The sequence below is a fragment of the Vibrio sp. Vb1166 genome, assembly GCF_033338695.1.
Taxonomy (GTDB): Bacteria; Pseudomonadota; Gammaproteobacteria; order Enterobacterales; family Vibrionaceae; genus Vibrio; species Vibrio alginolyticus.
Genome location: NZ_JAWOTE010000010.1, coordinates 18,609 through 36,462 on the forward strand (window position 1 = coordinate 18,609; position 17,854 = coordinate 36,462).

15 protein-coding genes are annotated in these 17,854 nt (G+C 44.5%); 8 read left to right on the forward strand and 7 right to left on the reverse strand.

Features of this window, described 5'->3' with window-relative positions; genetic code table 11:
- Positions 1 to 273: 273 nt before the first annotated feature.
- The gene (gene metK / locus R7E51_RS12045) at positions 274 to 1,428 is read right to left on the reverse strand and encodes a methionine adenosyltransferase (protein ID WP_005381027.1); all 1,155 of its coding nucleotides are present in this window, start codon (positions 1,426 to 1,428) and stop codon (positions 274 to 276) included.
- A gap of 315 nt (positions 1,429 to 1,743) precedes the next feature.
- On the opposite strand from metK, the gene tkt reads away from it, so the two are divergent.
- The gene (gene tkt / locus R7E51_RS12050) at positions 1,744 to 3,738 is read left to right on the forward strand and encodes a transketolase (protein WP_206958363.1); all 1,995 of its coding nucleotides are present in this window, start codon (positions 1,744 to 1,746) and stop codon (positions 3,736 to 3,738) included.
- Between the two features lie 91 nt (positions 3,739 to 3,829).
- Here tkt and R7E51_RS12055 read toward each other — a convergent pair whose 3' ends face one another.
- A complete protein-coding gene (locus tag R7E51_RS12055; protein WP_017633561.1) occupies positions 3,830 to 4,723 on the reverse strand; it encodes a LysR family transcriptional regulator in 894 nt (297 codons plus the stop codon).
- Between the two features lie 140 nt (positions 4,724 to 4,863).
- Here R7E51_RS12055 and R7E51_RS12060 point away from each other — a divergent pair, with 140 nt between their 5' ends.
- The 5 genes from R7E51_RS12060 (at position 4,864) to mscS (ending at position 11,831) form a co-directional block, all read left to right on the forward strand.
- The gene (locus R7E51_RS12060) at positions 4,864 to 6,822 is read left to right on the forward strand and encodes a ligand-gated channel protein (RefSeq protein WP_021034033.1); all 1,959 of its coding nucleotides are present in this window, start codon (positions 4,864 to 4,866) and stop codon (positions 6,820 to 6,822) included.
- Between the two features lie 136 nt (positions 6,823 to 6,958).
- Positions 6,959 to 7,996: an erythrose-4-phosphate dehydrogenase gene (epd, locus tag R7E51_RS12065; RefSeq protein ID WP_005384545.1), complete on the forward strand. Its 1,038-nt coding sequence runs from the start codon at positions 6,959 to 6,961 to the stop codon at positions 7,994 to 7,996.
- Positions 7,997 to 8,147: 151 nt separating this feature from the next.
- Positions 8,148 to 9,308, forward strand: coding sequence for a phosphoglycerate kinase (locus R7E51_RS12070; RefSeq protein ID WP_005384547.1), 1,161 nt, complete (start codon positions 8,148 to 8,150; stop codon positions 9,306 to 9,308).
- Between the two features lie 154 nt (positions 9,309 to 9,462).
- Entirely contained in the window at positions 9,463 to 10,539 is a 1,077-nt protein-coding gene (gene fbaA, locus R7E51_RS12075; protein ID WP_005380996.1) for a class II fructose-bisphosphate aldolase, read from the forward strand.
- A 425-nt stretch (positions 10,540 to 10,964) separates the two neighbouring features.
- Positions 10,965 to 11,831, forward strand: coding sequence for a small-conductance mechanosensitive channel MscS (gene mscS, locus R7E51_RS12080; protein WP_005380995.1), 867 nt, complete (start codon positions 10,965 to 10,967; stop codon positions 11,829 to 11,831).
- 47 nt (positions 11,832 to 11,878) lie between these two features.
- On the opposite strand, the gene R7E51_RS12085 is transcribed toward mscS, so the two are convergent.
- Together R7E51_RS12085 and R7E51_RS12090 are read right to left on the reverse strand one after the other, a co-directional pair.
- The gene (locus R7E51_RS12085; RefSeq protein WP_005380994.1) at positions 11,879 to 12,361 is read right to left on the reverse strand and encodes a YbaK/EbsC family protein; all 483 of its coding nucleotides are present in this window, start codon (positions 12,359 to 12,361) and stop codon (positions 11,879 to 11,881) included.
- 26 nt (positions 12,362 to 12,387) lie between these two features.
- Positions 12,388 to 13,017: a LysE/ArgO family amino acid transporter gene (locus tag R7E51_RS12090; protein ID WP_017821634.1), complete on the reverse strand. Its 630-nt coding sequence runs from the start codon at positions 13,015 to 13,017 to the stop codon at positions 12,388 to 12,390.
- Between the two features lie 147 nt (positions 13,018 to 13,164).
- Here R7E51_RS12090 and R7E51_RS12095 point away from each other — a divergent pair, with 147 nt between their 5' ends.
- Together R7E51_RS12095 and R7E51_RS12100 are read left to right on the forward strand one after the other, a co-directional pair.
- A complete protein-coding gene (locus R7E51_RS12095) occupies positions 13,165 to 14,061 on the forward strand; it encodes a LysR family transcriptional regulator ArgP (protein WP_017821633.1) in 897 nt (298 codons plus the stop codon).
- Positions 14,062 to 14,268: 207 nt separating this feature from the next.
- The gene (locus tag R7E51_RS12100) at positions 14,269 to 14,961 is read left to right on the forward strand and encodes an oxidative stress defense protein (RefSeq protein ID WP_005384550.1); all 693 of its coding nucleotides are present in this window, start codon (positions 14,269 to 14,271) and stop codon (positions 14,959 to 14,961) included.
- Positions 14,962 to 15,032: 71 nt separating this feature from the next.
- On the opposite strand, the gene serA is transcribed toward R7E51_RS12100, so the two are convergent.
- From serA to R7E51_RS12115, 3 genes are all read right to left on the reverse strand, one after another.
- On the reverse strand, positions 15,033 to 16,265 hold the full coding sequence (gene serA, locus R7E51_RS12105) for a phosphoglycerate dehydrogenase (protein WP_017821632.1): 1,233 nt from the start codon (positions 16,263 to 16,265) through the stop codon (positions 15,033 to 15,035).
- A gap of 274 nt (positions 16,266 to 16,539) precedes the next feature.
- The gene (gene rpiA / locus R7E51_RS12110) at positions 16,540 to 17,196 is read right to left on the reverse strand and encodes a ribose-5-phosphate isomerase RpiA (protein ID WP_005380982.1); all 657 of its coding nucleotides are present in this window, start codon (positions 17,194 to 17,196) and stop codon (positions 16,540 to 16,542) included.
- Between the two features lie 53 nt (positions 17,197 to 17,249).
- Entirely contained in the window at positions 17,250 to 17,849 is a 600-nt protein-coding gene (locus tag R7E51_RS12115) for a 5-formyltetrahydrofolate cyclo-ligase (RefSeq protein ID WP_005384552.1), read from the reverse strand.
- Positions 17,850 to 17,854 lie beyond the last annotated feature (5 nt).

Here is a 17,854-nt window from a genome sequence, read left to right on the forward strand (position 1 = left end):
GATGCCTGACTCATGTCTTTACTTAAGTGTTGCTTCCACAGTCGCCAGCATCCGACGTCTCTATTTAAATTGGAGTTAACAATATTTTAACTATTGGCGGAGATGGGATAATTTACAAATAATTGCTTAAAATTTATTCGGTATAAAAATGAGGGAGAAACAGGACTGCTTTGTGGGGCAGGGCGGTATGAGCCGAAATGGCTGGATAAAAGTTGCTGAAAATAAAAAGCCCCCGCCATAGGCGAGGGCTTGATTGATTCTTGCTTGGCTTGATTATTTGATGCCAGCGAAATCGCGTAGAAGTGCAGCTTTGTCTGTCGCTTCCCACGGGAATTCTTCACGACCGAAGTGACCGTAAGCCGCTGTCTTCTTGTAGATAGGTTGAAGAAGGTTAAGCATTTCTTGTAGACCGTATGGACGTAGGTCGAAGAATTGACGAACCGCTTCAATGATGATGTCGTGAGATACTTTCTCAGTACCGAACGTTTCCACCATGATAGACGTTGGATCAGCAACACCGATTGCGTAAGAAAGTTGGATCTCACAACGGTCAGCCATGCCTGCCGCTACGATGTTTTTCGCTACGTAGCGTGCTGCGTATGCTGCACTACGGTCAACTTTTGATGGATCTTTACCAGAAAACGCACCGCCACCGTGACGAGCTGCGCCGCCGTAGGTATCTACGATGATCTTACGACCAGTTAGGCCACAGTCACCCATAGGACCACCGATTACGAAGCGACCGGTTGGGTTAATGAAGAAGTTTGTTTCTTTGTTGATCCACTCAGAAGGTAGCACTGGCTTAATGATCTCTTCCATTACCGCTTCACGCAGGTCTGAAGTTGAGATTGAGTCACAGTGTTGAGTTGAAAGAACAACCGCGTCGATACCAACGATGTTACCTTGATCGTATTGGAATGTTACCTGAGATTTTGCATCAGGACGCAACCAAGGTAGTGTGCCGTTTTTACGAACTTCTGCTTGCTTTTGAACAAGACGGTGAGAGTAAGTAATTGGCGCTGGCATTAGTACTTCAGTTTCGTTACAAGCGTAACCAAACATGATGCCTTGGTCGCCTGCACCTTGTTCTTTAGGGTCAGCTTTATCAACACCTTGGTTGATATCTGGCGACTGTTTACCGATTGTGTTTAGTACCGCACAAGAATCTGCGTCAAAGCCCATATCTGAATGTACGTAGCCGATTTCACGAACGGTTTCACGAGTTAACTCTTCGATGTCTACCCATGCTGAAGTCGTGATTTCACCACCCACCATTACCATACCGGTTTTAACGTAAGTCTCACATGCAACACGAGCCTTTGGATCTTGCTCTAGAATCGCGTCAAGAACCGCATCAGAAATCTGGTCTGCAATTTTATCTGGATGACCTTCTGATACTGACTCAGAAGTAAACAGGTGCTTAGCCATGTTAGCTCCACTATATCTGGTTTAAAACTGGGGAATGATAAACTCTCCAGCGCAAATTAATACTAATTTTTGTAGGTGTGTCTACATCTAGACGTCTATTCTAAATTTGATTGCTCGAATTACAAGCTCTTTTTTGGTTTTTGTTATAACCAAACGTTTGCCTGATTTATTGATAATTTTAAGAACTTCGAACGATTTGGCGCGAAAGGTGCAATATTTGTGAGGTTTTGGATTGGAAAACGTTTGCACACCCAACAGGGCTTTGAGAGAATTATGACCTACTTTTCGTTTCGCTTAATGTACTCAGGAGCAGACATGTCGTCTCGTAAACATCTTGCCAATGCAATTCGTGCTCTAAGCATGGATGGTGTTCAACAAGCTAACTCAGGCCACCCAGGCGCACCAATGGGTATGGCTGATATCGCTGAAGTTCTTTGGCGCTCTCACCTAAACCATAACCCTTCAAACCCAGAGTGGGCCGACCGCGATCGCTTTGTGCTGTCAAACGGTCATGGGTCAATGCTTATTTACTCTCTACTGCACTTAAGCGGTTACGAGCTATCTATTGACGATCTGAAAAACTTCCGTCAATTGCACTCAAAAACCCCAGGTCACCCAGAGTACGGCTACGCGCCTGGTATCGAGACAACAACGGGTCCTCTAGGTCAAGGCATCACTAACGCTGTTGGTATGGCGATCGCAGAGAAAGCACTAGCGGCACAGTTCAACAAAGAAGGTCACGATATCGTTGACCACTTTACGTATGTGTTCATGGGTGACGGCTGTCTAATGGAAGGCATCTCGCATGAAGCATGCTCTCTTGCTGGGACGTTAGGTCTAGGCAAACTGATCGCGTTCTGGGATGACAACGGCATTTCTATCGACGGTCATGTTGAAGGCTGGTTCTCTGACGATACACCTAAGCGTTTTGAAGCGTACGGCTGGCATGTAATCCCAGCAGTCGATGGTCACGACTCAGACGCGATCAACGCAGCAATTGAAGCAGCAAAAGCGGACCCACGTCCTACGCTTATCTGTACCAAAACAATTATCGGTTTCGGTTCTCCTAACAAGTCTGGTTCGCACGACTGTCACGGTGCACCACTAGGTCACGATGAAATCCAAGCGGCTCGCGAATACCTAGGTTGGGAGTACGGCCCATTTGAGATCCCGGCAGATGTTTACGCTGAGTGGGATGCAAAAGAAGCGGGCGCCGCGAAAGAAGCAGCTTGGAATGAAACATTCGAAGCATACGCTGCAGCTTACCCTGCTGAAGCGGCAGAGCTTAAACGTCGTCTAAACGGCGAACTTCCTGCACAATGGGAAGAAAAAGCGAACCAAATCATTGCCGATCTTCAAGCAAACCCAGCGAACATTGCATCACGTAAAGCATCGCAAAATGCACTAGAAGCGTTTGGTCAAATGCTTCCTGAGTTTATGGGTGGTTCTGCTGACCTAGCGCCTTCTAACCTGACCATGTGGTCTGGTTCTAAGTCTCTAGAAACGGAGGACTTCTCTGGCAACTACATCCACTACGGTGTACGCGAATTCGGTATGACTGCTATCATCAACGGTATCGCATTGCACGGTGGTTTCGTTCCTTACGGCGCAACATTCCTAATGTTCATGGAATACGCTCGTAACGCAATGCGTATGGCTGCGCTGATGAAAATTCAGAACATCCAAGTTTACACGCATGATTCGATCGGTCTTGGCGAAGATGGCCCAACTCACCAACCTGTTGAGCAAATGGCGTCTCTACGTGTAACTCCAAACATGAGCACATGGCGCCCATGTGACCAAGTTGAGTCTGCAGTTGCATGGAAACTAGCGATTGAACGTAAAGATGCACCAACTGCACTTATCTTCTCTCGTCAAAACCTAGCGCAACAAGAGCGTACTGCTGAACAAGTCGCAGACATCGCGAAAGGTGCTTACATCCTGAAAGATAGCGAAGGTAAGCCTGAGCTAATCCTTATCGCAACAGGTTCTGAGGTTGAGCTTGCAGTGAAAGCCGCTGAGCAACTAGCTTCAGAAGGCAAGAAAGTACGCGTTGTTTCAATGCCATCAACAGACGCATTCGACAAACAAGACGCTGCTTACCGTGAATCTGTACTGCCATCAGACGTAACGGCACGTATCGCTATTGAAGCGGGCATTGCGGATTTCTGGTACAAGTACGTAGGCTTCGACGGTCGCATCATCGGTATGACAACATTCGGTGAATCTGCACCTGCTGGTCAGCTATTCGAGATGTTTGGCTTCACGACTGAAAACGTAGTGAACACAGCAAAAGAATTGCTAGCGTAATTGCAGGACCGTCTAAACAGTCGAACGTAAACGACGATTGTTAAACGCTAAAGTTAGAAAGGCCATCATTATGATGGCCTTTTTATTTTTGTCAGGTTTTCCAACCTTGTGGAATGCTTTGGTGAATGCAGTCTAAAAGTACGGATAAGCGCAGTGGTGGTCGTCCTGCTGGTGTATAGCAGTTAATGGAAATAGGCTCAGAAAGCCAACCTTCTAAGCAAGGTGTGATTCGCCCTGGGTGATGTTTCTCATAGCCGCATGCTGTCCAAGTCGGCAGCAGTCCAATACCATGACCATTCGCGATACTGTCTATTTGCATTGCTATGTTGTCGCTGTATAAGCGACTAACAAAGGGCTCTAAAAAGAACTCACCGTGTTGAGGGTGTGCTAGCATCAATCCATTTTCTTGCACTGAACCAAAATCGATCCATGGATGTGCTTCAAGTTCTTTGGGGTGCGGTATAGGCCCATGTTGTTTTAGATAATTTGGAGAGGCAAAAGGCGTATAGCGAAATACCCCCAGCACTTCTTTTCGCCAGTCTAGCTCTTTACGTTCACCGAGCCAGATGAACAAATCTGGGTCATGATGCGCCTCAGAAAAGTCACTGGTAAGTTGAACTCTAACATCGGGATTATCAGCAAGAAAACGATTGAGTACGCCACCGAGCCAGCTTCTAACTAAGGCAGTGTGACAAACAATATGCAGTGGCCCTGAAACTTGGTTCGTTAAACCTTGCAGTGCATCATAACTCTCTTCGCTTAACTCAAGAATCTGGCGGCTGTAGTGGGCAAAGATTTCTCCAGCTCTTGTCAGAACTAATCGATTACCTTGTCTGGCGGTTAGAGCCTGACCGAAGTCTTCTTCTAATTGTGCCAAGCGACGACTTAGCGTTGATTTTGGCTGATTAAGGGCTTTAGCAGCGGCTGTCAAACTTTTATGCTGATTGAGCGCATCAAAGGCTCTAATTGATGCTAAGTCGTGCATATTTCTTTTACTCCTTACTGCGTTATGTACGAGTTCCATAAATGGAAAGAACCGTTCCATAACTCTCACTATGCATCTCATTCTATTTGTGAATAATTCACTTTCGAAAATAATAATCATTATCAATTATGGAGATGTAGATGTCTACTCTTAGACTGCCAGTTATTACCGCAACTGGTATTTTAGCCTTCGTCAGTGTCCCTCATGTTTTTGCCAATGATGCAGTTTCTAAAATGGAAACAGTGGTTGTAACTGCATCAAGCTACGAGCAATCTCAAGCGGACGCGCCTGCAAGTATTAGTGTTATTTCACGTGAGGAGTTGGACTCCCGTTATTACCGCGATGTGACTGATGCACTAAAAAGTGTGCCAGGTGTTGTCGTGACAGGTGGTGGTGATACTACCGACATTAGTATCCGTGGTATGGGTTCTAAATACACTTTGATACTGGTCGATGGTAAACGTCAAAGCACGCGTGAAACTCGTCCAAATAGCGACGGCCCCGGTATCGAACAAGGTTGGTTACCTCCTCTTCAAGCGATTGAGCGAATCGAAGTTATTCGCGGCCCAATGTCGACGCTTTACGGTTCTGATGCGATTGGTGGTGTGATTAACGTCATCACACGAAAAGATGCGTTAGAGTGGACGGGTAATGTTCAACTGGGCACGGTACTACAAGAGAATAGCCGTTCAGGTGGAGAGCAGAGCGCGAACTTTTTCGTTAATGGTCCGTTGGCTGAAAATTTATCTCTCCAAGTATATGGTCAGTACACAACCAGAGAAGAAGATGACATCGAATACGGTTATGAAGATAAAGATATGCAGAGTATCTCTTCAAAACTGACTTACCAGATTAATGATCGCCACTCGGTGCAATTAGAAGGTGGCACGTCGGCACAAAGTCGTCGTGGTAATGTGGGCCTTTCAGTGCCGACCACTGGGTGTCGTGGTGGGTGTGAAGACTCACTGAATGAATATCGTCGTAATTACGTAACGGTAAGCCACAACGGTGATTGGGATTCGATTGGCATTTCAGATACTTACTTACAGCGAGAAGAGAGCGAGAACAAATCTCGTGAGATGACGATCACCAACACCACGTTCAAATCGAGCTTGGTGACTGGTATCGGAAACCATACGTTGACGACGGGTGTGGACGCCACTCATGCAGAGCTTGAGGATTTCACCTCCAACAAAGCGTCATCGAAGACTGAAACATCGAATACGCAGTGGGCTATTTTCATTGAAGATGAATGGAAAATCGCTGATCCGTTTAGCGTTACGCTTGGCGGCCGTCTAGATCATGACGAAAACTATGGCGCGCATTTTAGTCCGCGTGTTTACGGTGTATGGCGAGTTGATCCGTCTTGGACGGTGAAAGGCGGTGTGGCAACAGGTTTCCGTTCTCCACAATTACGTGAAATTACTCCTGGCTGGGCGCAAGTCAGTGGTGGCGGTAATATCTACGGTAACCCAGATCTTGACCCTGAAACGTCGCTAAACAAAGAAATCAGCGTCTTGTATCAAGGTGATTCTGGCTTAGATGTCTCTTTGACAGCGTTCCATAACGAATTCAAAGACAAGATCACACGTGTTGTTTGTCCAGACACTATCTGTACTGATGGTCCAAACCAATGGGGCGCAGATCCAACGTACCGTATTAACGTGGATGAAGCCGTCACACAAGGTATTGAAGCGACCTTAGCATCGCCGTTAACGGAAACCATTTACCTTAGCTCGAGCTACACATTTACCGACTCAGAGCAAAAAACAGGTGAATACAAAGGCATGCCGCTGCAGCAGTTACCAAAGCATCTGTTTAATGTGGATGTGACTTGGCAAACGACAACAGATCTAGAGAGCTGGGCGAAAGTCACGTACCGAGGTAAAGAAATGGATCCGGTTACTGGCCCATCAAGAAACAGTATTGTAGAACCAGCTTATACCTTTGTGGACGCCGGTGTGACATACCAGTTAACCGACAATACTCGTATTAAAGGCGCTATCTATAACTTGCTGGACGAGGAAATCAGTTACGAAGAATACGGATATATTGAAGATGGTCGTCGCTACTGGTTAGGTTTAGACGTCGCATTTTAATTATCTATCGTTGTAATAAGGTCGAGCATAGTCTCGACCTTTTTTTAATCCTGCTTTACTTTGATTCAACAGGTGCGTTTGTCAGCCTGATCAGGTAGTATCTGTGACACGAAATTTTTGGTAGGGCGAAGGATAAATGCTAAAGGTTGCGATCAATGGATTTGGACGTATAGGTCGTAATGTTCTGCGAGCGGTGTATGAAAGCGGAAAACACCAGCAGATCAAGGTTGTGGCGGTAAACGAACTAGCACAGCCAGAGGCGATGGCACACCTACTGCAATATGACACCAGTCATGGTCGCTTTGGTAAAAAAATTTCCCATGACCAAGAACATTTGCATGTTCATCATGACAGCGGTGAATATGATTCCATTCGCATTCTCCATCTCTCCGAAATCGAATTACTTCCTTGGCGTGATTTAGAAGTTGATATCGTCTTGGATTGCACTGGCGTATTTGGTTCGCAAGCGGATGGGCAAGCGCATATAGAAGCTGGCGCGAAGAAAGTACTGTTTTCGCACCCGGGCGCAAACGACCTAGATAATACGATTATCTATGGCGTGAACCACGAAACTCTGAAAGACGAGCACCGTGTTGTCTCCAATGGCTCTTGCACCACCAACTGTATCGTTCCCATCATTAAAGTACTAGACGAAGCCTTCGGCATAGAGTCTGGCACCATTACCACAATTCATTCGTCCATGAACGATCAACAAGTAATTGATGCGTATCATAACGACTTACGCCGTACCCGTGCTGCAAGCCAATCTATTATTCCGGTGGACACTAAGTTGCATAAGGGGATTGAAAGGATCTTCCCGAAATTTTCCAACAAATTCGAAGCAATTTCTGTTCGTGTTCCAACGGTTAACGTCACTGCAATGGATTTAAGTGTCACAATTAGTACAAATGTGAAAGTTAATGACGTAAATCAAACCATTGTTAACGCATCTCAGTGTACATTACGTAACATTGTTGACTATACTGAATCGCCACTCGTTTCCATCGACTTTAACCACGACCCCCATAGTGCGATTGTGGATGGAAGCCAGACTAGAGTGAGTAACGGGCAACTCGTAAAAATGCTCGTTTGGTGCGACAACGAATGGGGCTTTGCTAACCGGATGCTGGATACTGCCTTAGCAATGCAAGCTTCTTCGCAAGTGGAACAGTAATGACGAAGAAGTGATGGAGAATTTTTATTTCTAGCCTTGAAATAAATCCATAATATCTCCATATCTATAACCAGTTTGAAGAATTAACAGGCTTGGCAGGGTTGCCGAGTTTTCAAAAACTTTAATTATTAAATATTTGAGAGGACACATCATGTCTGTAATCAAGATGACTGACCTGGATCTTGCAGGTAAACGTGTATTTATCCGTGCTGACCTAAACGTGCCAGTAAAAGACGGTAAAGTAACTTCGGATGCACGTATCATCGCATCTCTTCCAACTATTAAGCACTGCCTAGAAGCAGGCGCTAAAGTAATGGTTACGTCTCACCTAGGTCGCCCAACTGAAGGTGAATACGCTGAAGAGTTCTCTCTACAACCAGTTGTTAACTACCTAAACGACGCACTAGATTGCGAAGTGAAGCTAGCAAAAGACTACCTAGATGGCCTAGAGCTAAATGCGGGTGAACTTGTTGTTCTTGAAAACGTTCGCTTCAACAAAGGCGAAAAGAAAAACGACGAAGAGCTATCTAAGAAATACGCAGCACTATGTGACGTATTCGTAATGGACGCATTCGGTACGGCTCACCGTGCTCAAGCATCTACTCACGGCGTTGGTATGCACGCAGACGTAGCATGTGCTGGTCCTCTACTAGCGAACGAACTAGAAGCGCTAGGCAAAGCAATGGACAAGCCAGCTCGTCCAATGGTTGCTATCGTAGGTGGTTCAAAAGTTTCTACTAAGCTAACGGTTCTTGAGTCTCTATCTAAAATCGCTGACCAACTCGTTGTTGGTGGTGGTATTGCTAACACATTCATCGCAGCTGCTGGCCACAACGTTGGTAAGTCTCTATACGAAGCAGACCTAGTTGAAACAGCTAAGAAGCTAATGGACGAGTGTGCAATTCCAGTAGCAACTGACGTTGCATGTGCGAAAGCATTCGACGAGAACGCAGAAGCTGAAATTAAGCACGTTTCTGAAGTACAAGACGACGACATGATCTTCGACCTTGGTCCAGATTCAACAGCTGAACTAGCTGAAATCCTTAAAAACGCTAAGACTATCCTATGGAATGGTCCAGTAGGCGTATTCGAATTCAAGAACTTCGAAGCAGGTACTAAAGGTATCTCTGAAGCTATCGCAGCTTCTGAAGGCTTCTCTGTTGCTGGTGGTGGTGACACGCTAGCGGCTATCGACAAGTTCGGTATCAAAGCGGATGTATCTTACATCTCTACTGGCGGCGGCGCTTTCCTTGAGTTCGTAGAAGGTAAAGTTCTTCCAGCAGTAGAAATGCTAGAAGCACGCGCTAAGTAATTAAAGCAAAGCGGGGGAGTGATTCTCCCGCTTTCTTGTTTGCTGCAACGTGTGAGGAACTCTGCTAGAATAGCCTCAGTTGTGAGCAAACGTTTGCAAGATTTTCAACTTAACAAGTTTTGTTTAAAAACGACAGATAAATAGGATTACATCCATGTCTAAGATCTTCGACTTCGTAAAACCAGGTGTTATCTCTGGCGATGACGTTCAGAAAGTATTTGAAGTTGCAAAAGAAAACAGCTTTGCACTTCCAGCAGTAAACTGTGTGGGTACTGACTCTGTAAACGCAGTACTTGAAGCAGCTGCAAAAGTTAAAGCTCCAGTTATCGTTCAGTTCTCTAACGGTGGCGCTGCTTTCTTTGCTGGTAAAGGTCTAAAACTTGAAGGTCAAGAAGCTCAAATCCTAGGTGCTGTTGCTGGTGCGAAATACGTTCACGCTGTAGCTGAAGCTTACGGTGTTCCAGTAATCCTACACACTGACCACGCAGCTAAGAAACTACTTCCTTGGATCGACGGTCTACTAGACGCTGGTGAAGAGTACTTCGCGCAAACTGGTAAGCCACTATTCTCTTCTCACATGATCGACCTTTCTGAAGAGTCTCTAGAAGAGAACATCGAAATTTCTGCTAAGTACCTAGAGCGCATGGCTAAAATGAACATGACTCTAGAAATCGAACTAGGTTGTACTGGTGGTGAAGAAGACGGCGTTGACAACTCTGATATGGATGCGTCTGAGCTATACACTTCTCCAGAAGACGTTGCATACGCATACGAGAAACTAAGCGCAATCAGCCACCGTTTCACTATCGCAGCATCTTTCGGTAACGTACACGGCGTATACAAGCCAGGTAACGTTGTACTAACTCCAACTATCCTACGTGATTCTCAAGCGCACGTTTCTGAGAAATTCGGTCTTCCAGCGAACTCTCTAAACTTCGTATTCCACGGTGGTTCAGGTTCTTCTCTAGAAGAAATCCGTGAATCTATCGGCTACGGTGTAATCAAAATGAACATCGATACTGATACACAGTGGGCTACTTGGGATGGTATCCGTAAGTTCGAAGCTGAAAACCACGATTACCTACAAGGTCAGATCGGTAACCCAACTGGTGAAGATGCACCAAACAAGAAGTACTACGATCCACGCGTATGGCTACGTGCAGGCCAAGCTTCAATGGTTACTCGTCTAGAGCAAGCATTTGCTGACCTTAACGCAGTTGACGTACTATAATCGTTACTGATTAAGTTACTTAAAAACCCGCTCTTTGAGCGGGTTTTTTTTATATCTATCATTTTCTTCCCCTCTGCTTTCTCCCGATATTTTTATGCGTTAGGTTGTATTTGCTAGTTAGATATCTCACCTTTAACGTTTTTTTAAAGAAAACATGGGAATATCAGTCTTAAGAGTGGCGAAATCAGAGTGCATTGCGTAACCTGTAACAAGTCAGTGTCAGAAAGCTCTGATAAAGTCTTGTTTTGCATATCTTTGCGAAACTCTGACTTTGAAAAAAGTCAGAGTTGGGATATTGTGCCAAAAATCTGACACTGTTCAGTGGAGCAATAGGGATGTTGTTTTAGAAAAGAGCCTTTAAAAAACAAGGTTCATAAATTAACGGCAATTGGATTTATATCTCTTTATTTTTGAGGATAAGAATTATGGCAGGTGAATCGGTGGGTATCGATACCACTTTAACTGATGGTCTAACTCAGGCTGAAACTTGGCTGACAAACAATTCAGATCTACTGGTTCAGTACGGTGTGAACATTATCTCTGCGCTGCTTATTCTGTTTATCGGTAATCTTATCGTTAAGGCAGTCGCTGGTAGTGTTTCTAAAGTACTAGAAAAGAAAAACATGGATAAGGCCGTCGTTGAATTTATTCACGGTCTTGTTCGTTACTTGCTATTTGTAATCGTGCTAATCGCGGCTCTTGGTCGATTAGGAGTTCAAACCGCTTCTGTTGTTGCTGTGATTGGTGCGGCAGGTCTTGCTGTTGGTCTTGCACTACAAGGTTCACTATCAAACTTTGCAGCAGGCGTACTTATTGTTGCGTTCCGTCCATTCAAATCAGGCGACTACGTAGAAATCGGTGGTGTAGCGGGTAGTGTTGAAGCAATTCAAATCTTCCAAACAGTTCTAAAAACACCAGACAACAAAATGGTTGTTGTGCCTAACTCTTCAGTTATCGGCGGTGCCATTACTAACTACTCTCGCCATGCGACACGACGTGTCGACCTAGTGATTGGTGTTTCATACAAAGCAGACCTTAAACTAACGAAGAAAGTGATTCGTGAGACGCTAGAGAAAGATCCACGTATCTTGAAAGACCCAGATATCACAATTGGTGTACTTACGTTAGCAGACTCTTCAGTTAACTTTGTGGTTCGTCCATGGGTGAAAACTGCAGATTACTGGGGCGTATACTTTGATGCAATGCAAGGTATTAAAGAAGCATTGGATGAAAATGGTATCGAGATTCCATTCCCACAAATGGATGTTCACCTGAACAAAGTCGACGCTTAATCAAAAGCAGTCGATATTCAAAAGCGAGGCCAATAGGCCTCGCTTTTTTATATTTCGTAAAGGGTGTGATGACCAGCAAGTAAGAGGCGTTTTAGATGTTTACCTGCAAATCCAAATGTGAACTCAGGTAAGCCAGGCGTATAGAGCAACTCTTGATGTTGATAGAGATTGGTATCAACAATGATAGTGATGTATTCCGGTAAGCCTATTGGGCAAACCGCGCCGGGTACGCAACCTAACACTTCGACCATTTCATCGTCATTACAAATAGAGGGACGTTTACCTGTAATCGCTTTAATCTGCTTGGCATCGAGGCGCGAGTCCTTATCTGTCAGATAAACTGCGTAACCTTGTCCTTTGAGTGTTAAAAAGAGGCTTTTGGTATGCGTACCCGTCCAACCAAGCTCTCTCGCAATGCGTATATCTGTCTCAAAGTCTAAGATGGCTTCGTGCTGCCATTCACGAAAAGGAATAGAGAGCGCGTTGAATCGCTCTCTATTGTTGTTATAAATACGTTTTAGTGACTCCATGTCTTTGCTGCCTTACTACCTTATGATTACCAATACTTATCAATAAGCTCACTCGCTAAGATATACGCTATTGTGAACATCATCATTGCGATTGCAATGTCGATGGTTTTTTTCACTTTTGGTTTAGAGAGTGTTGGACCTAGTTTGGCGGCTCCTATCGATAAAGTGTAGAACCAAACAAAGGAAGCCATAATCGTACCTAGTGCAAAAGCAATGCGATCATGGCCTTCAAATTGTCCACCGATCGAACCTAGAATAACGACTGTATCTAAATATAAGTGCGGATTAAGCACAGTGACGGCTAACGCACCTAGAATAACCGTTCGACGACCTCGAGCTACGATCTCCCCTTTTGATTCCGATTCACTCTCTGGCTTAAAAACACTTTTTAGCGAGAGCAGTCCATAGAAGCTCAAGAAAGCAATACCACCAAGTGTCACCGACGTCAGTAAGATTTCATTTTGAGACAGAATTGCACCACCACCAAAAATACCTAGAGAGATGAAAATCATATCTAGCACGCTACAAATAGTGGCGGTTGTTAGGTGGTGGTTACGCTTTATGCCTTGATTCAAAACATACGCATTTTGCGCGCCGATCGGAATGATCATTGATGCTCCTAAACCAAAACCTTGCAATAGAACCCACAAGCTCACACTTCACCTCACTTCAAAATAACAAATACATTTACAGAAAAGGGAAAGATAAAGCGTTTATCTAAATAAGTATAATTAATGATTTTAATCTTACATTAGATAGGCTAATTTAACGGGAGGCGTTTGAGCAAGAGTGAGAGGAAAGGTATGCGAGGGTTAGATTACAAATGGATTGAGGCATTAGACGCTATAGTTTATCAGGGTAGCTTTGAGCGTGCTGCCGAGCATTTATTTGTTTCTCAATCCGCCATTTCTCAACGTATCAAGCAGTTAGAGAAGTTTCTCGCGCAGCCTGTTTTAATTCGAAGCCAGCCACCTAAGCCAACGCCAATTGGTAAAAAATTGTTGGGTCTTTATCGGCGAGTACGCTTGCTAGAGCATGAAATTCTCCCCGAACTAAAAAATGATACCAGTACGCGACCTGTGCAACTCTCTTTAGCGACTAATGCAGATAGCCTTGCAACATGGCTACTGCCAGCGCTGCAAAATGTTATGAAGCAGCGTCAAGTTGAACTAAAACTGACTATCTATGGTGAATACCGCTCTATTGAAAAACTCAAAAGTGGCGAAGTGACAGGAGCGATCAGCTTGGAGTCCCAGCCAATCCCCGGATGCAGCTCAGACTATTTAGGTCGCATCGATTATGTTTGTGTCGCGAGCCCAGAGTTCTATCAGCGTTATTTTTCTAAAGGCGTAAATAATCAGACATTGGCAAAAGCACCGGCCGTTTCATATGACCAATATGATGATCTACATAAAACATTTCTTACCGAGCACTTTAACGTCAATCCTGACAGCGTTATTCATCACAACATCAGTAGTTCTGAAGCGTTTCTAAAAGTGGCGTTAGCTGGTGTAGCTTATTGCTTGATCCCCCGCTTGCAAATTACCGACGAATTAGACAGAGGTGTGTTGGTTGATGTGACTCCAGGTTTTTTAATGTCCCATCGGATTTATTGGCACCACTGGCAGTTAGAAACTGGGGTACTACAAGAAATCTCACATGCGATAGTGGGGTATGCGCAGCAGCATCTACCTCAATAAGTTTGTCAGAGCTGCATATCGTTAACTTAGTGTGTTTTGTTTAAAAATTACGCCAATGTTACATAGTCAAAGTTGTGTTAGAAGTCACTATGGGTGCTTGGATAATCGGCGGAAGTTTCTATTATGAAACCACACGCTTTCTCAGCCATGATAGTGATGTTGGAATCTGAGATTAAGTACTTAATTTTGTATGGATGGATTTATTGAATGAAATTGTATTCATTTTTGCTGGCTTCAGCACTCAGCCTTACCAGTGCTTCAGTTTTGGCGAATACGCCAGAGTTTGCTCATGTTACGACAACGGGGTATGGCGAAGTGACGGCTACACCTGATATGGCTACGTTTTCTGTAAAAGTAGTCGATACGACAATGACGGCTGAACAAGCGAAATTGTCCGTAGATAAAACCGTTGAAGAGTTTCTAAAAAGCTTGTCGGATGCCGGCTTGTCAAAAGACAATATTACTAGCTCGAATTTATACCTTGCTCCTCAGTACCACTACCCTAAATCAGGAAAAGCAGAACTTGTTGGGTATCGAGCATCTCGCAGTATTGATGTCACGGTGACGGATCTGAAAAACCTTAACCAATACCTAGATATGGCGTTAGAAGCGGGAATTAATCAGGTTGATAATATTCAACTTAAGGTAAGCAACCAAGCCGAGTATCAGCAAAAGGCACGAATGGCGGCGATTAAGGACGCAAGAGAAAAAGCAGGGTCATTAGCGACTGGTTTTGAGAAAAAGTTGGGCGATGTATGGCAGATCAATTACAGACAGATGCACGTTCAGCCTGTGTTAATGCGTTCAATGGCGATGGATAGTAAAGAAGGAGCGAATAGCTACCAAGATTCAACTATGATCATTCGCGATCAAGTCGATGTCATTTATAAGCTAAAGTAAGGCTTAGCAAACAGTAAAAAGCAAAAGGCAGGGAGTCATAACCCCTGCCTTTGTCGTTTCTGTTTCACTGTTTAGTGAAGGATACGAGCACGGATTGTGCCTTCAATGTTTTTGAGCTTTGTTAGAGCTTCTTCTGCTCGTTCAGTTTCAACGTCGATCACTACGTAGCCTATTTCAGCGGCTGTTTGTAGGTACTGCGCGGCAATGTTAATGCCTTCTTCAGCAAAGATGGTGTTGATCTGAGTTAGAATACCAGGACGGTTCTTGTGGATATGAAGCAGACGAGAGCACTCTCCACTGTGTTCTGGCAATGACACTTCAGGGAAGTTTACGCTTGAAAGTGTCGAGCCGTTATCAGAGTACTTAGCCAGTTTGCCCGCCACTTCTAAGCCGATATTCTCTTGTGCTTCTTGCGTTGAACCACCAACGTGTGGAGTGAGAATGACGTTATCGAATTTTTGTAAAGGAGACTCGAACGGGTCAGCATTTGTTTTTGGTTCAGTTGGGAATACATCAATTGCAGCGCCGGCAAGGTGACCAGCTTCTAAGCTATGGCAAAGTGCAGGAATATCCACAACGGTGCCACGTGCCGCGTTGATAAAGATGGAACCTGGTTTCATTCGAGCAAATTCAGCTTCACCCATCATGTTTTTCGTTTCCGGTGTTTCGGGAACGTGCAAAGAAATCACATCACATTTGTTCAATAGTTCACTCATGGTATGTACTTGCGTCGCATTACCAAGGGACAGTTTGTTCTCAATATCGTAGTAGTAAACGCGCATACCTAAGTTTTCGGCAATAATACCAAGCTGCGTACCAATGTGACCGTATCCGATAATGCCAAGGCACTTACCACGAGCTTCGTAAGAGTTGTCTGCACTTTTCTTCCAAATACCGCGATGTGCAAGTGCATTCTTTTCAGGAATACCACGCACTAGTAAAAGGATTTGCCCAAGTACAAGCTCTGCCACGCTTCGAGTGTTAGAGAATGGTGCATTAAAGACAGGAATACCGCGTTTTGCTGCTGCATCTAGGTTTACTTGGTTAGTACCAATACAAAAACAGCCAATTGCAACCAGCTTGTTCGCCGCATTGATTACCTCTTCGGATAGGTTCGTACGGGAGCGGATACCAATGAAGTGCACGTCTTTTACCGCTTCAATTAGTTCTTCTTCCGGAAGGGAACCTTTATGGTATTCAATGTTGGTATAACCAGCTGCTTGAAGAACTTCAACTGAAGAAGGGTGGAGTCCCTCTAACAAGAGGATCTTAATCTTTTCTTTTTCCAGTGAAACTTTGGCCATTTTTTCTCGTCCTTAAAATGGAAAGGTGGGCTAATGTGGCGCACATTGGACAAAACTATTAAAAAGGGGATAATTAACAGTTTTGTAGGAAGACAAACGTTTCCCTGTGCGTCTTCTGTTCAATAAAGTAACAAAAAAAAATTGCTTTGGGTAAGAAAATTACGGAATAAGAGATAATTTTCTTATAGAAAGGAATAAAAAACGGTGCCTTGCAGCACCGTATGTAATGAAATAACAGAAAAGTGAACCAGATAGGTTCATTTTGGGCTGTTATTTATTCTTCAATTTTTGCACCTTCTGGTGTGCCGGTGATCACTACGTCTGCACCACGATGAGCGAAAAGACCCACAGTCACCACACCAGCGATGCCGTTTATTTTGTCTTCCATTTCTTTCGGGTTGGTAATTTGCATATTGTGCACATCCAGAATCACGTTGCCGTTGTCAGTCACAACGCCTTCACGGTAAGCTGGGTCACCACCTAGTTTTACCAATTCACGAGCCACGTAAGAGCGTGCCATTGGGATTACTTCAACAGGCAATGGGAACTGGCCAAGTACGTCAACTGCTTTAGTGCCGTCAACGATACATACGAACTTATCAGAGATTGCTGCGACAATTTTCTCACGAGTCAGAGCCGCGCCGCCGCCTTTGATCATTTCACGTGCTGGGTTGATCTCATCTGCGCCATCAACATACACATCCAGCTTCATTACATCGTTACACTCGTATACTTCAATACCAAGCTCTTTAAGGCGCTCAGTTGAAGCGACAGAGCTAGACACTGCACCTTTAATATCATCTTTGATAGTGCCTAGTGCATCGATGAAGTGATTCACGGTAGAGCCAGTACCAACACCGACAATGCTGCCTTTCTCAACATATTTTAGTGCTGCCCAACCAGCCGCTTTTTTCATTTCATCTTGAGTCATGCCAATCTCCTGAATAGATGTTCGTTAACGTTTGCGGGCGTGATTATAGCGGCTTACTTGTCACTTTCCCATTGCCATATTTGGCTTGGGGTCACGATCTTAGGTAATGGAATATCCCAGCTTTCAATTGGTAAGCGTTCTACATGTTGGCAGTCATGAGCGATACCAACAGGTTTAGCTCCCTCTCCAGTTATAAACCAACGTGATAGAGTACGATCGTAGTACCCTCCGCCCATGCCTAAGCGGTGTCCGATACTGTCGAACCCAACTAAAGGCGTGCAGATTAAATCAAGCTGGCGAACGGGTTTGAGGTGTCTGATATCGAGCTTGGGCTCTAAGATGCCGTACTTGTTGTAGACGAGCTGTTCATCACTTATATACTGAAGAAACAGTAACTGACCTTTAGAAAAGGGATGGATGACGGGCAGATAAACCGATTTTCCCTGTTGCCATAACCATTCAATGAGCGGTTTAGTATCAAGCTCACCGTCTGCAGAAAGGTAGATGGCAATATGTTGCGCCTGATCGATTTCAGGAAGTTGGGAAAATTGAGTAATAAGGTCGATTCCCGCTTGGTATTGCGTATCACTGCACAGAGCGTTGCGCTTTTCACGAATCAGTTTGCGGAAGTCTTGTCGAGAGAGGTCTGACATAGAGA